The organism is Cupriavidus sp. MP-37 (genome assembly GCF_020618415.1).
Taxonomy (GTDB): Bacteria; Pseudomonadota; Gammaproteobacteria; order Burkholderiales; family Burkholderiaceae; genus Cupriavidus.
The window spans coordinates 2,539,984-2,553,899 of record NZ_CP085344.1; the positions used below are offsets into that span (position 1 = coordinate 2,539,984).

The 13,916-nt window shown below is 65.9% G+C and carries 12 protein-coding genes and 1 tRNA gene; 3 read left to right on the top strand and 10 right to left on the bottom strand.

Translation table 11 applies throughout. The features are described 5' to 3' along the window. Positions 1-17 precede the first annotated feature (17 nt). Entirely contained in the window at positions 18-4,871 is a 4,854-nt protein-coding gene (locus LIN44_RS11695) for an NAD-glutamate dehydrogenase (protein ID WP_227312225.1), read from the top strand. A 21-nt stretch (positions 4,872-4,892) separates the two neighbouring features. Here LIN44_RS11695 and LIN44_RS11700 read toward each other — a convergent pair whose 3' ends face one another. The 3 genes from LIN44_RS11700 to LIN44_RS11710 form a co-directional block, all read right to left on the bottom strand. Then, positions 4,893-5,246 carry a hypothetical protein gene (locus LIN44_RS11700; RefSeq protein WP_227312226.1) on the bottom strand — a complete coding sequence of 118 codons (354 nt, stop codon included), beginning with the start codon at positions 5,244-5,246 and terminating at the stop codon, positions 4,893-4,895. 97 nt (positions 5,247-5,343) lie between these two features. Next, positions 5,344-5,613 carry a hypothetical protein gene (locus tag LIN44_RS11705; protein ID WP_227312227.1) on the bottom strand — a complete coding sequence of 90 codons (270 nt, stop codon included), beginning with the start codon at positions 5,611-5,613 and terminating at the stop codon, positions 5,344-5,346. 208 nt (positions 5,614-5,821) lie between these two features. Beyond that, positions 5,822-6,208: a hypothetical protein gene (locus LIN44_RS11710; protein WP_227312228.1), complete on the bottom strand. Its 387-nt coding sequence runs from the start codon at positions 6,206-6,208 to the stop codon at positions 5,822-5,824. Positions 6,209-6,392: 184 nt separating this feature from the next. Here LIN44_RS11710 and LIN44_RS11715 point away from each other — a divergent pair, with 184 nt between their 5' ends. Further along, on the top strand, positions 6,393-6,653 hold the full coding sequence (locus tag LIN44_RS11715; protein ID WP_227312229.1) for a hypothetical protein: 261 nt from the start codon (positions 6,393-6,395) through the stop codon (positions 6,651-6,653). A gap of 280 nt (positions 6,654-6,933) precedes the next feature. Next, a complete protein-coding gene (locus tag LIN44_RS11720) occupies positions 6,934-7,158 on the top strand; it encodes a DUF2188 domain-containing protein (protein ID WP_227312230.1) in 225 nt (74 codons plus the stop codon). A gap of 15 nt (positions 7,159-7,173) precedes the next feature. Here the strand turns inward: LIN44_RS11720 and LIN44_RS11725 are convergent, their stop codons facing one another. The 7 genes from LIN44_RS11725 to pheT form a co-directional block, all read right to left on the bottom strand. Further along, positions 7,174-7,314, bottom strand: coding sequence for a hypothetical protein (locus tag LIN44_RS11725; protein WP_227312231.1), 141 nt, complete (start codon positions 7,312-7,314; stop codon positions 7,174-7,176). Positions 7,315-7,351: 37 nt separating this feature from the next. Then, entirely contained in the window at positions 7,352-7,945 is a 594-nt protein-coding gene (locus LIN44_RS11730; protein ID WP_227312232.1) for a hypothetical protein, read from the bottom strand. Further along, positions 7,942-9,900, bottom strand: coding sequence for an alkyl/aryl-sulfatase (locus LIN44_RS11735; protein WP_227312233.1), 1,959 nt, complete (start codon positions 9,898-9,900; stop codon positions 7,942-7,944). The genes LIN44_RS11730 and LIN44_RS11735 overlap by 4 nt, the downstream gene beginning before the upstream one ends. Before the next feature lie 372 nt (positions 9,901-10,272). Continuing rightward, positions 10,273-10,349: transfer RNA gene (locus LIN44_RS11740), tRNA-Pro, on the bottom strand. A gap of 55 nt (positions 10,350-10,404) precedes the next feature. Further along, positions 10,405-10,830, bottom strand: a complete 426-nt coding sequence (locus LIN44_RS11745) for a MerR family transcriptional regulator (RefSeq protein WP_227312234.1) — start codon at positions 10,828-10,830, stop codon at positions 10,405-10,407. A 116-nt stretch (positions 10,831-10,946) separates the two neighbouring features. Beyond that, positions 10,947-11,357 carry an integration host factor subunit alpha gene (locus LIN44_RS11750; protein WP_026200608.1) on the bottom strand — a complete coding sequence of 137 codons (411 nt, stop codon included), beginning with the start codon at positions 11,355-11,357 and terminating at the stop codon, positions 10,947-10,949. An 87-nt stretch (positions 11,358-11,444) separates the two neighbouring features. Continuing rightward, on the bottom strand, positions 11,445-13,892 hold the full coding sequence (pheT, locus tag LIN44_RS11755) for a phenylalanine--tRNA ligase subunit beta (protein WP_227312235.1): 2,448 nt from the start codon (positions 13,890-13,892) through the stop codon (positions 11,445-11,447). Between the last annotated feature and the right edge of the window lie 24 nt (positions 13,893-13,916).

Below are 13,916 nucleotides of genomic sequence, written 5' to 3' on the forward strand. Positions count from 1 at the left end.
ACCGCGAGGAGGGGAACATGCCGCAGGAGAACGAAGACAAGGTCGCGCACCTGCTGGACCAACTGGCCACCTTCGCACGCGGGCGGCTGCCGGCGGCGATGTTCGGCGTGGTCGAGCCCTTCCTGCTGCACTACTACGACCAGGCCGACGCCGAAGACCTGCTGCGGCGCGAAGTGGCCGACCTGTACGGTGCCGTGATGGCACACTGGCAGACGGCACAGAAGTTCACCCCCGGCAGCGCCCGCATCCGCGTCTACAACCCCAACCTGGAAGAGCACGGCTGGCACTCCGACCATACCGTGGTGGAGATCGTCAACGACGACATGCCGTTCCTGGTCGATTCCGTGACCATGGAGATCAATCGCCAGGGGCTGGCGCTGCATTCGGCCATCCATCCGGTATTCCGGGTCTGGCGCGGCGGCACCGGCATCGAGCGGATCGCCCCCGCCGGCGCCGGCGAGGCCGGCGACGGCTCGCGCCTGGAGTCCTTTATCCATTTCGAGATCGACCGCACCGGTGAAGCGTCGCGCCTCGACGCCTTGCGCAACGGCATCACGCAGGTGCTGGTCGATGTGCGCGCCGCGGTGGAAGACTGGCCGCAGATGTGCGACATCACGCGCGCCACCATCGGCGCCATGGCGCAGGCGCCGGACGCGGCCTCACCGGAAAGCGTCGAGGCACGTGCCTTCCTGGAATGGATGATGGACGACCATTTCTCCTTCCTGGGACAGCGCGACTACCAGCTGGTGGCGCGCGACGGCCGCTACTTCCTGCGCGGCGTGGCCGGCTCCGGCGCCGGCATCCTGCGCGAAAGCCTGCGCGAGCCCGACGCCGAAGACCTGACCCCGCTGCCCGCGGCCGCCACCGCGATCATCGAAGGCAGCTCGCCGATCTTCCTGACCAAGGCCAATTCGCGCGCGACCGTGCACCGGCCCGGCTATCTCGACTACGTCGGGGTCAAGCTGCTCGATGAAAACGGACAGCTGTTCGGCGAACGGCGCTTCGTCGGCCTCTACACCTCGACTGCCTACATGGCGCCGATCGCCGATATCCCGCTGGTGCGGCGCAAGTGCGCCAACATCCTGGCGCGTGCCGGGTTCCTGGCCAAGGGCCATCTGTACAAGTCGCTGGTGACCATCCTCGAGCAGTATCCGCGCGACGAACTGTTCCAGGCGACCGAGGATGAGCTGTTCGACATCACCACCGGCATCCTGCGGCTGCAGGAACACCAGCGCACGCGGCTGTTCGTGCGGCGCGACCGCTTCGACCGCTTTGTCTCGTGCCTGGTGTTCGTGCCGCGCGACAAGTACAACACCGACCTGCGCCAGAAGATCCAGAAGCTGCTGACCGCGGCCTTCCACGGCACCAGCTGCGAATTCACGCCGCTGCTGTCGGAGTCGCCGCTGGCGCGCATCCAGCTGATCGTGCGCGGCGAGCCCGGCACCATGCCGAAGGTCGACACGCAGGAACTGGAAGCGCGCATCGTGCATGCCAGCCGCCGCTGGCAGGACGACCTCGCCGAAGCGCTGCACGAAAGCCACGGCGAAGAGCAAGGCAACCGGCTGCTGCAGCGCTATGGCAGCTCGTTCCCGGCCGGCTACCGCGAAGACTATCCGGCGCGCACCGCGGTGCGCGATATCGAGCTGATGGAGCACGCGCTGCGCGGCAACGGCATGGCGATGAACCTGTACCGGCCGATCGAAGCCGCGCCCGGCGCGTTCCGCTTCAAGGTGTACCGCGCCGGCGAACCGATCGCGCTGTCGCTGAGCCTGCCGATGCTGGAGCACCTCGGCGTGCGCGTCGATGAAGAGCGTCCCTACCTGATCGAGCCCGACAGCGGCGCACCGGTATGGGTGCACGACTTCGGCCTCGAAATCGCCGATGGCGGCGGTGCGGCCGAGTTCGACATCGCGCGCGTCAAGGCACTGTTCGAGGATGCTTTCGCGCGCGCCTGGCACGGCGAGATCGAGAACGACGACCTCAACCGGCTGGTGCTGCGCGCCGAACTGGCCGCGCGCGACGTGACCATCCTGCGCGCCTACGCCCGCTACCTGCGGCAAGTGGGATCGACCTTCAGCGACGCCTATATCGAACGCGCGCTGACCGGCAACGCCGGCATCGCGGCCATGCTGGTGGCGCTGTTCGTGGCGCGCTTCGACACCTTCAGCCAGGTGGCCGCCGACACTGCGCGCCAGGCGCGCTGCGACAAGCTGCTGGCCGACATCGGCACGGCGCTGGACAAGGTTCCCAACCTCGACGAAGACCGCATCCTGCGGCTCTTCCTTGGCGTGATCAACGCCACCGTGCGCACCAATTACTTCCACCGCGACGAGGACGGCCAGCCGCGCCCGTACCTGTCTTTCAAGTTCAATCCCGCGCTGGTGCCCGGGCTGCCGGAGCCGCGCCCGATGTTCGAGATCTGGGTCTACGCGCCGCGCGTGGAAGGGGTGCACCTGCGCGGCGGGCGCGTGGCGCGTGGCGGGCTGCGCTGGTCAGACCGGCGCGAGGACTTCCGCACCGAAGTGCTGGGCCTGATGAAGGCGCAGATGGTCAAGAACACGGTGATCGTGCCGGTCGGCTCCAAGGGCGGCTTCGTGGTCAAGCGCCCGCCGCCGCCGGGCGACCGCGACGCCTTGCTGCGCGAAGGCATTGCCTGCTACCAGACCTTCCTGCGCGGACTGCTGGACCTGACCGACAACCTCGTCGCCGGCGAACTGGTGCCGCCGCCCCAGGTGGTGCGCCACGACGACAACGATCCCTACCTGGTGGTGGCCGCCGACAAGGGCACCGCCACGTTCTCGGACTTCGCCAATGCGATCTCGGCCGAGTACGGGTTCTGGCTGGGCGATGCCTTTGCGTCCGGCGGCTCGGTCGGCTATGACCACAAGAAGATGGGCATCACCGCGCGCGGCGCGTGGGAATCGGTCAAGCGGCATTTCCGCGAGATGGGCATCGACATCCAGGCCACCGACTTCACCGTGGCCGGCATCGGCGACATGTCGGGCGACGTGTTCGGCAACGGCATGCTGCTGTCGCCGCATATCCGGCTGGTGGCCGCGTTCGACCACCGCCACATCTTCCTCGATCCCGATCCGGACCCGGCACGCAGCCTGCAGGAACGTGCGCGGCTGTTCGGGCTGCCACGCTCGAGCTGGGCCGACTACGATGCCACGCTGATTTCCAGCGGCGGCGGCGTTTTTCCCCGCACGGCCAAGACCATCCCGCTGTCGCCGCAGGTGCAGAAGGTGCTCGGCATCACCGCGAGCGCGCTCGCGCCGGCCGAATTGATCCACGCCATCCTGATGGCGCCGGTGGACCTGCTCTACAACGGCGGCATCGGCACCTACGTCAAGTCCAGCCAGGAAACCCACCTGCAGGCCGGGGACCGCACCAACGACGCGGTGCGCGTCAATGGCAACGAGCTGCGCTGCAAGGTGGTCGGCGAAGGCGGCAACCTCGGCTTCACCCAGCTGGGCCGCATCGAGTTTGCGCGCAAGGGCGGCCGCATCAATACCGATGCGATCGACAACTCGGCCGGCGTCGACTGCTCCGACCACGAAGTCAACATCAAGATCCTGCTGGGACTGGTGGTCGCCGACGGCGAGATGACCGAGAAGCAGCGCAACAAGCTGCTGGCCGAGATGACCGACGAAGTCGGCCTGCTGGTGCTGCAGGACAACTACTACCAGACCCAGGCGCTGTCGGTGGCCGGCCGCAGCAGCGGCGCGCTGCTCGACGGCGAGGCGCGCCTGGTGCGCTGGCTGGAACGCGCCGGACGGCTGAACCGCGCACTGGAATTCCTGCCGTCGGACGAGGACATTGCCGAACGCAAGCTGGCCGGCGAAGGCCTGACCTCGCCCGAGCGCGCGGTGCTGCTGGCCTACAGCAAGATGTGGCTGTACGACGAACTGCTGGGCTCCGACGTGCCGGAGGACGCGCTGGTCTCCGGTCTGCTTGCGGATTACTTCCCGGTGCCGCTGCGCCAGCGCTACGGCGAGGCCATGCAGCGCCATCCGCTGCGGCGCGAAATCCTGTCGACGCACCTGACCAATATGCTGGTCAACCGCATTGGCGCCACCTTCGTGCACCGGATCATGGAAGAAACCGACGCACGACCCGCCGATATCGTGCGCGCCTGCCTGATCGCCCGCGACGTGTTCGGGCTGACGCCGCTGTGGCAGGAAATCGACGCGCTCGACAATCGCGTCGCCGACGCCGAGCAGGCCCGGATGTTCGGCTCGGTGGCACTGCTGCTGGAGCGCGCCTGCCTGTGGTTCATCCGCTATCTGCGCAGCGGCAGCAGCGCCACCGAAGAGCTGGCGCGCTTCGCGCAGGCGGCACAGTGGCTGGCGCCCCGCTTGCCGCAACTATTGCCGCAAGCGGATGCCGCGGCATTGGCCGAGCACACGCGTGCGTTGATCGAAGCGGGAGTGGGCGAGACGCTGGCCGCGCGCGTGGCCGGCAGCGAGATTTCCGCCGCCGCGCTCGACATCGCCGAAGTGGCCGCGGCGTGCGAGCGCAGCCTCGACCTGGTGGCGGGGGTGTACTTCGCGCTGGACAGCCACCTGAGCTTCAGCTGGCTGCGCGAACGCGCACTGGCGCTGCCATCGGACACCCATTGGGACCTGCTGGCACGCACTACCACGCTGGAAGACCTGGGGCGGCTCAAGCGCGCGCTGACGGTCAGCGTGCTGTCGCAGGCCAGCGGCCAAGCCTCGCCGGAAGCGATGATCGACGCCTGGCGCGCCAGCCGCCACGGCGCGCTCGAACGCTTCACGCGCATGCTGGCGGACCAGCGCGCCTCGGGTGCCGCGGGACTGTCGATGCTGTCGGTCGCGGTACGCGAGATCGGCATGCTGGAGCGAAGCTAGCCGCGCCGGATGCGTGGCGGCTTACTCGTCGGTGTCGGCGCCAGTGTCGCCACCGATGTCCGCGTCGGCGTCGGCGCTGCGCGGACGCAGCTCGAGGCCGAGCAGGATCAGCAGCTCGAAGGCATCGGACAGCAGGTGCTTCTGCCGCGGCAGCAGGCTGGCGTACGGCATGTCGTAGATCGACTGGTGCGCCGCGCGCTCGCCCTTCAGGCCGCGGTCGCGCGCAATGTCCGACAGCAGCGCGGCAAACCCGGACAGGTCCTGCGCCGCCAGCGCCGAGTTCAACACCTTCGCGATAACTTCGGGCGAAGCGTTGGCCCAGCCCATGCGTTCGGCATTGGAAGCGGGGTCGTTGGGAAGGTCGGCAAAGTCCATGTTGTGTTTAACGGTCCTGCCTAAACTAGCTTAAGCCGCCAACGATGTGAATTTGACCCCACACAGGTGGGGTAACTTGGACTGCCTCGGGGGGTGGTTACCGCGGTGCCGGCTTGGAGCCGTGCCTCGCGCGGCCCCGGACCGGTGCCTTCGCCGGCGACCTGGCTGGCCGCTTCGCCGCTGCCTTCTCTACCGCCTTTGCCGCCACCTTCGCCGCCACCTTCGCCGCCACCTTCACCGCCACCTTGGCCGGCACCTGGCGATACGTCGTGCTGCCATCCGCCGCAGTGCGCGCCTCGACATGGTTGCGGGCTCCACACTGCGGGCAGCGGAATACCAGTCCCTGCCCTTCATCGCGGATCTGCACCTCATCCTGCTCCCAGCGCGCGCCGCAAGCCTGGTTCCCACAAACAAACATGAATTCTCCTGGAGGTTTGTGCCAGACGCCGCTGGCACGAGCGCCGGCCCGCCACTGAAGCGGACCGCGCGTACGCAGGCGCGATTATCAGGCCTGTCGCCGGCCAGCGGGTCGATTTACCGCAGATTCCGCGGCTTGGACAGCAATGCGAGGCCTTTCAACCATTGCGCTGCACCCATTGCTGCGCCCAGGCAATCGCCGCGGCCCGCGCCTCGTCCGGCGTAGGGTGCGCGGTCGGCGGCGCCCCGCCCTCGAGCACCACGGCGCCCGACTCCCAGATATCGCACAGCGCCTTGAAGCGCCCCATGCCCAGCGCATGGCAGAACACGTGGATGACGAAGCCGCGGTACTCCACCACGTCGGTGGCGGCATCAGTGAGCACCTGATCCGACGTGACATCGGCAGGCAGCAGCGGCGCATCGGGCTGGCGCAGTTCGCGCTGGCCTGCGGTCGCGCGTGCCGAGCACGCCAACGCGCCGCCGGCCACCGTGCCAAGCAGCACGCCCAGGGCGAACCAGCAGGCTTTGCTTCCGCTTTCAGCCATGGCATCTCCTGTAGCGATCCGGCGGTCCCGGCAAGGCAGCGTCATGGGCGCTGTCATCGGTTTCAGGTTATACCAGGCAGCAATCAGGTACCGGCGCGCCCATGGGCGAAATTGAGAATCGGGAGGATGACCGAACCGCATGCCGCCGCTATACTGTACATCCATACAGTATCAGGACACTGCCATGCCCTTGTACCAGTCCGACTCCATCCTCCTTGAAGCCCACTACTTCGGCGACGACACCGAATCCCTCCGCCTGCGCTGCGGCAGCGTGTGCGTGAACGCCGGCGCCATCCTGGTCGACGGTATCGAGCCGCGCCAGCTGCAGTCGCTGCGCTGGACGCCGGACTTCCTGTCATTCGAGGCGCAGGGCATGCGCCACCGCTATCCGGTAAGCCGCCCGGCGCTGGTCGGCCCCGCGCAGGCGCGCTTCGCCCTGCTTTGAGCTAGCACTGGCTGCGCCACATAAAAAAAGCCCGCCGCGGCGGGGTGCGGGCGGGCTGGTGAGTACAGCCAGCGCAGTCTACTTGCATCGGCGCGGCTACCATGCCCCGAGCACCCCGGTATCCCGGCGCCTTTTCTGTTGGCGGTCCGCGGCGTCACATCGTCAATGCCGCAAGAAGCAAGCTGCGCCGCAAAAGACACCGGCACTGTCAGACGGTCACCGATACCGGCCGCAGAAAGCAGCGTGGAGACTAGGGCATCTTCCATCAAGGAGGTGCGCCATGGCGGCCAAGAACATCCACGTCGTACCGCTCGACAACGGCTGGGCCATTGAATCCGAAGACGGCGCGGGCGGGCGCCAACTCTACGCAACCCAAGAAGACGCAATCGCCGCGGGCACCGAGAAAGCCCGGCAACTCCATGCAGAACTGCTCGTCCACGGCCGCGACGGCCGCATCCGGATGCGCAACAGCTTCGGCAACGATCCCCGCGATATCCAGGGCTGACCTGACAACAGCGCGTCAGCCACCGCTGACGCGCATCCCCTCCACGCGTGAGCGCGTCGCGTAATAAGCCAGCACCAGCGATGCGGTCAGTGCCAGGCCGGCGACTGCCAATGCGATGCATGTGGTGCCGGCGATCCCGTTGCCCTTGTCGGTCATGACAGCCTCCGTGGCGATGAAGTCCGCTGTGTCATCACTATAGGTGCAACGGGCTGGATCGAAAAACAGCCAAGGCAGCGCCGCCGGATTTGGCAAAACGGCCCGCGAGCAGTTTCGCGACCCGCGCTTGTTTCTCGGGCTCCCCAGACAATGCCACCAAGCCGCCGTCGACGGCCTGCTGCCAGGCTATGCGCCCTTCGAGCAGGCCGCGCAATACCTCTTCTCCGGTCACGACCACGACATCGCCGTCGACCGGTCCGGCATCATGATCGGCATGCTCATTAGCGTTGCCTCTGCCGCCCGGCGCATAGCGCGTCCATAGCCGCGATTCGACCAGCAGCAGCGACACCGCGGGCAGCCTGGCCCTGACGACCGCCAGCCGCTGCTCCAGCAAGTGAGCGGCTTCGTCAGCGCTGAGCCGTGCATTGGCGTCCGAGACCTGCGAAGCCGGCGCCAGCATGCCCGCGTTCCGTGCATCGAAAATGGCAAAGGCCACGCCGATGGATGCAGGGTGCGCCGCCCCGACCTCATCGCCGAGTACGAAGTCGGAGCCGCATGCCGTTGCGTGCAACGGCAGTGCGAGGCAGGCGGCCGCCAGCACGGCCTTCATCAAGGGGCGGGCGAATGTCATGGCGTCACGATGTTGAACCAGAACGGGAACGAATCGAGCAGACCCAGGAATTCTCCAAGCGCCTCACGTCGCCCTTCCACTTTCATGTCGCCCTTGGCGATGGCATTCTCGATGGTCGTTTCCTTGAGCTGGATCGAATCGAGCGTTGCCTTGGAAAGCGTAATCGTGGCATCTGCCTGAGGCAGCGGCTTGCCATAGTTCAGGACCGCATTCTCCACCGCCAGGCCATACTGCTTCTTCAGGTCCGTGAAATCCAGATTGAGTGCGATCTTCTTGCCGGCTGCCTTCGGACCGTTCAGTCGCACCGCCAGGTAGTCGAACAGCATCTCTGGCGGCATCGCCTTGATAGTGTCCGGGCTGGCCACATCGGTGCCCCCAGCCTTGGGCACACCATTGCGCAACTCATAGGCACCCATCAGGTACACCGAGCGCCATGGGCCACTTTCCGCCTGGTAGCCGAGCTGCTCCAGCGAATCGGCCAGCAGGTCCTTGCCGGCCTTGCTGTTGGGGTTGGCGTACACCACGTGTTTGAGCGCCTCCGCGGTCCAGCGGTAATCGCCCTTGTCGAAGTCGGCTTTCGCCCGACGCAGCACGGCCGCCTCGCCGCCCATGTACTCGATGTATTTCTTTGCCGCCATCTCGGGCGGCAAGTTGTTGAGGTCTGACGGATTGCCGTCATACCAGCCCATATATCGCTGGTACACGGCTCGCGAGTTATGGCGCAGCGTGCCGTAATAGCCGCGGTTCGGCCAGAACTTGTCGAGTTCTGGCGGCAGCTTGATGAGCTCGGAGATCTCTTCGCCGGTGTAGCCTTTGTTCATCAGGTTGACCGACTGATCGTGCGTGTATTTGTACAGGTCTCTCTGCTTCTTCCAGTAGTCGATGATCTTGGCATTGCCCCACATGGGCCAGTGGTGAGCCTGGAACTTGAAGTCGACGTCCTTGCCGTAGAGGTCAATGGTCTCGTTCAGGTAGCTCGACCACTTGAGCGCATCGCGCACCTGCGCCCCGCGCAGGGTCAGGATGTTGTGCATCGTGTTGGTCGTGTTCTCGGCCATCCACATGCCCCGGAACTGCGGGAAGAAGGTATTCATTTCCGCGGGCGCCTCGGTGCCAGGCGTCATCTGGAATACCATCTTCACGCCGTCCACGGTGACTTCGGTGCCCGTCTTGCTGATGATGTCGGACGGCACGATCAGCCCGGCGGTGCCAGTCGACACGGTCTGCCCCAGGCCGCCATTCACACCACCGCGGTCGTTGCGAGGCAGCAGTGCACCGTACATGTACACCGCGCGTCGGCCCATCGCGTTGCCGGCAATGACGTTCTCGCTGACAGCATGTTCGGTAAAGCCTTGGGGTGCCAGGATCTTCACCTTGCCGGACCTCACATCGGCCTCGTTCACGATTCCCCGAACGCCGCCGTAGTGATCGATGTGCGAATGGCTGTAGATCACGGCAACGACAGGGCGTTGCCCGAGATTCTTGCTCACGAAGTCATACGCTGCCCTGGCCGTTTCTGCCGAGATCAGCGGGTCCAGCACGATCCAGCCCGTATCCCCCTGGACGAAGGTAACGTTGGACAAATCGAAGCCCCGCACCTGGTAGATGCGATCCGCGACCTTGAACAGACCATTCTGCATGGTCAACTGGGCATTGCGCCACAGGCTCGGATTGACGGTATCGGGGGCTGGCTTGTCGATGGCGATGTACTGCTTGTACTGCTCGAGATCCCACACCACGTCGCCTTTTGCGTTGCGGATGGTCAGCGTGTCCGGCTTGGCGATCAGCCCGCGCTGTGCGTCCTCGAAATCGGACCGGTCATTGAACGGCAATTCCTTCAGGACCGCGGCATTGGCCGCCCGCGTTGCAGCCGTAGCCGGCTTGCCACCGAGCGCTTGAGTTTGCGCATGGCTCGGCGTGGAACAGGCGATGGCTGCCCCAGTGATCAAGACCATTGTTATCCGCATCGCCTCCCTCCAGAAAATGCTTCTGCCGCATGAGCCAAGCTTGTCGCGTCAACTGGCAAGGTAAGCTCAAGGGTTGGACCGGCGGAAGTGAATCTTTCCGATAGGCGAATAAAACCGCTTCGACTTCGATCCAAATTTCCCTCGTGATTCGATGCTGAATCACCTCGCGGGCATGCTGTATATACGTACAGTATGGCAGCATGATCAACGGCCGCTGCTTGCGAAAGGCGACAGCTTCGACGGTGCGTTTGCACCTTCCCGCAGCCTGAATATTGGATGTCATCCAAAAATGCAGATAACGGCGTACCCGGCGCGGCCAATAAAAAAACCCGCTTGGCCTTTTACCAAGCGGGTTTTGTCTGGTCGGGGCGAGAGGATTTGAACCTCCGACCACCTGCACCCCATGCAGGTACGCTACCAGGCTGCGCTACGCCCCGAAGCAAAAGATTATAACAGAAGCATTTCTCGTATGACTAGCTCCTGACGTGGAAATTATCCGTGCCTGGCAATCTCGCGTAGCTGCGCCAGCAGGTGCTGCACCTCGACTAACTCATTGCGCAAGCCGGCGATGTCGACCGACAGTGCCGGCGCTTTTTCCGCGCCGGCTTCCATCGATTCCTGCGTTGCCGTGGCCGCGCTGTGATGACGGCCTTCGTCGAGGCGGTTGCGCGCGCCGTTGATGGTGAAGCCCTGCTCGTAGAGCAGCTCGCGGATGCGGCGGATCAGCAGGACTTCGTGGTGCTGGTAGTAGCGGCGGTTGCCGCGGCGCTTGACCGGCTTGAGCTGCGTGAACTCCTGCTCCCAGTAGCGCAGCACGTGCGGCTTGACGGCGCACAGCTCGCTCACCTCACCGATGGTGAAGTAGCGCTTGGCCGGGATCGGCGGCAACGCGATGCGGTCGCTGGGTTTGTCCGACATGCAGTGTGTAGACGAGCGTCAGGCCATGCCGGCCAGGAGGTTGGCGCGCGTCACGCGCGCGCCCAGAAGAATACCGATGCCGGCCTCGGGAAGCAATCCGCCGTTCGGGTGACGGGTCAGCCGGCGATGCCGGCGCGTTCTTCGACCAGGCCCTTGAGCTTCTGGCTGGCGTGGAACGTCACCACGCGGCGCGCGGTGATCGGGATGACTTCGCCGGTCTTGGGGTTGCGGCCGGGCCGCTGCGGCTTGTCGCGCAACTGGAAGTTGCCGAAGCCGGAAAGCTTGACGCTGTCGCCCTGCTCCAGCGCTTCGCGGATGACATCGAAGAAGGCCTCGACCATGTCCTTCGATTCCCGCTTGTTCAGGCCGACCTGGTCGAACAGCATCTCGGCCAGCTCGGCCTTGGTCAGCGTGGGAACTTCGGTCGCGCGGGCGTCCGGCATGGCATCGTCAAGGGAGGATGCCTGCCGGTCGCTCATCTCACCCAGTGCTGCAGCGGTCATGGAATTCGCGTCTCGATCATTCATGTCGATCGCTCGAGTGTCTGTCTGGCGATCCGCCCGGGGCGAGCCCGGGCGCCCTTTTTATCGTGCTCCGCCGGTCATGGCGACGGTTCAGCCGCGCAGCCGCGCCTGGAAGGCTTCGGCCAGCGCGTCGACCATGCAGCGCACCGCGCTGTCGACGGTTTCGTCCTGGAGGGTCGACCCAGTATCTTGCAAGGTCACCCGGAACGCAAGGCTTTTCTCGTCCGCGCCGATGGCCGTGGAAGCGCCCTTGGGACGGAACTCGTCGAACAGCACCAGGCCCTGGCAGAAGCGGCCATAACCCTGTTTTTCCAGCGCCGCGCGCATGGTGTCAAGCAGGTCCTGCACGCGCACCGACTGCTTCACGACCATGGCCAGGTCACGCACGGCGGCGGGGAATTTCGAGATCTCGGTGTACGCCGGCAGCCCGGTGCCGCGCAGCGCGTCGAGCTGCAGTTCGAACAGCACCGGCGCATGCGCCAGCTCGTATTCCTGCAGCCAGCGCGGATGCAGTTCGCCGACCACGCCGACCGGCTTGCCGTCGAGCAGCACGCGCGCGGCGCGGCCCGGGTGCAGCGCCGGGTGCGAGACCGGCTCGAAGCGCGGCACGCGCGGATGGAACAGCGCCTCGACATCGCCCTTGATGTCGAAGAAGTCGACGTTGCGCGTGGCGATGCCCCACTGCTCTTCGAACGCCGGGCCGTAGGCGATGCCGGCGGCCATCATCGGCTGCTCATACCCGGCCACGGTCAGGCCGCCGTCCTTGACCTCGGCGTCGCGATGGAACACGCGGCCGACCTCGAACAGGCGCACGCGCGCGGCCTTGCGGTTCAGGTTGTAGCGCACCTTGTCGACCAGCCCGCCGATCAGCGTCGAGCGCATCACCGCGAGCTGGCTGGCGATCGGATTCAGCAGTCGGATCGGCTTGTCGTTGGCGGCGAAGTCGCGCTCCCACTTCTCTTCGACGAAGGCGAAGTTGATCACTTCCTGGTAGTCGCGTGCGGCCACGGCATGGCGCACCACGTGGGTGGAGCGGCTGGCTTCGTTGGTCGGGCGCATTTCGCTTTCGGCAACCGGCGGGCGCGCCGGAATGCGCTCGAAACCGTAGATGCGCGCGACTTCCTCGATCAGGTCTTCCTCGATTTCGATATCGAAACGGTAGCTCGGCGGCGTGACCTCGAACACTTCGCCCTCGGCGCCCTGCGCGCGCGTGAACGGCAACTGCAGGCGCTGGAACACATCGGCGATGGCCGCCGGCGACAGCTCGATGCCGAGCACGCGCTCGGCGCGCGCCACGCGCAGGCTGACCGGCTTGCGCACCGGCAGGCTGACCACGTGGTCGTCCACCGGGCCGGCCTGGCCGCCGCAGATCTCGAGGATCAGCGCGGTGATGCGCTCGATATGCTCGACCGTGGTGGCGTAATCCACGCCGCGCTCGAAACGGTGTCCGGCATCGGTCGAGAAGTTGTAGCGGCGGCTGCGGCCCTGGATCGCGGCCGGCCACCAGAATGCGGCTTCCAGATAGATGTCGGTGGTGTCCAGCGTCACCGCGGTGCTGTCGCCGCCCATGATGCCGGCCAGGCTCTCGATCTCCTTGTCATCGGCGATCACGCCGACCTGCTCGTCGACCTCGACGGTGTTGCCGTTCAGCAGCTTGAGCTGCTCGCCCTTGCGGCCCCAGCGCACGTCCAGCCCGCCGTGGATCTTGTGCAGGTCGAACACGTGCGACGGACGGCCCAGCTCCAGCATCACGTAGTTGGAAATATCGACCAGCGCCGACACGCTGCGCTGGCCCGAACGCTCCAGCCGCTGCACCATCCACAGCGGCGTGGCGGCGCGTGCGTTGACGCCGCGGATGATACGGCCGGAGAAGCGGCCGCACAGGTCGGGCGCCGACACCTTGACCGGCAGCTTGTCCTGGATCGTCACCGGCACCGGTGTCATGTCGGGCAGGTTCAGCGCGGCCCCGGTCAGCGCCGACACTTCGCGCGCGACGCCATGGATCGACAGGCAGTCGGCCTTGTTGGGGGTCAGCTTGATGACGAAGACCTGGTCGTCGAGGTCCAGGTACTGGCGGATGTTCTGGCCGACCGGCGCATCTTCCGGCAGCACCATCAGGCCGCCGTGGTCCTCGGACAGCTTCAGTTCGCGCGCCGAGCACAGCATGCCGAAGCTGTCGACACCGCGCAGCTTGCCGACCTTGATCTCGAACGGCTTGCCGCCGTCCTCTGCCGGCGGCAGCACCGCGCCGACCAGTGCGCACGGCACCTTGATGCCGGGCTTGACGTTGGGCGCGCCGCAGACGATCTGCAGGGTCTCGCCGGTGCCGGCATCGACCTGGCACACGTTGAGGCGATCGGCGTTGGGATGGCGCTCGGTCGACAGCACGTGCGCGACCACCACCTTGTCGAACGGCGGCGCGACCGGGCCCACCTCTTCCACTTCGAGCCCGGCCATGGTCAGGCTGTGCGACAGCGCGTCGGTGGAAATCTTTTCAGGGTTGGCGAAGGTGCGAAGCCAGGATTCCGAGAATTGCATGGCGCTTCTGATCCGGTAAGTATT

Excerpts from the sequence above, each read along its gene's own strand:
- LIN44_RS11750 (WP_026200608.1), bottom strand. The coding sequence starts at position 11,357 with ATGAATGATCGAGACGCGAATTCCATGACCGCTGCAGCACTGGGTGAG.
- LIN44_RS11715 (WP_227312229.1), top strand. The coding sequence starts at position 6,393 with ATGCCCTTGTACCAGTCCGACTCCATCCTCCTTGAAGCCCACTACTTC.
- LIN44_RS11745 (WP_227312234.1), bottom strand. The coding sequence starts at position 10,830 with ATGTCGGACAAACCCAGCGACCGCATCGCGTTGCCGCCGATCCCGGCC.
- pheT (WP_227312235.1), bottom strand. The coding sequence starts at position 13,892 with ATGCAATTCTCGGAATCCTGGCTTCGCACCTTCGCCAACCCTGAAAAG.
- LIN44_RS11700 (WP_227312226.1), bottom strand. The coding sequence starts at position 5,246 with ATGGACTTTGCCGACCTTCCCAACGACCCCGCTTCCAATGCCGAACGC.
- LIN44_RS11710 (WP_227312228.1), bottom strand. The coding sequence starts at position 6,208 with ATGGCTGAAAGCGGAAGCAAAGCCTGCTGGTTCGCCCTGGGCGTGCTG.
- LIN44_RS11725 (WP_227312231.1), bottom strand. The coding sequence starts at position 7,314 with ATGACCGACAAGGGCAACGGGATCGCCGGCACCACATGCATCGCATTG.
- LIN44_RS11720 (WP_227312230.1), top strand. The coding sequence starts at position 6,934 with ATGGCGGCCAAGAACATCCACGTCGTACCGCTCGACAACGGCTGGGCC.
- LIN44_RS11735 (WP_227312233.1), bottom strand. The coding sequence starts at position 9,900 with ATGGTCTTGATCACTGGGGCAGCCATCGCCTGTTCCACGCCGAGCCAT.
- LIN44_RS11695 (WP_227312225.1), top strand. The coding sequence starts at position 18 with ATGCCGCAGGAGAACGAAGACAAGGTCGCGCACCTGCTGGACCAACTG.
- LIN44_RS11730 (WP_227312232.1), bottom strand. The coding sequence starts at position 7,945 with ATGACATTCGCCCGCCCCTTGATGAAGGCCGTGCTGGCGGCCGCCTGC.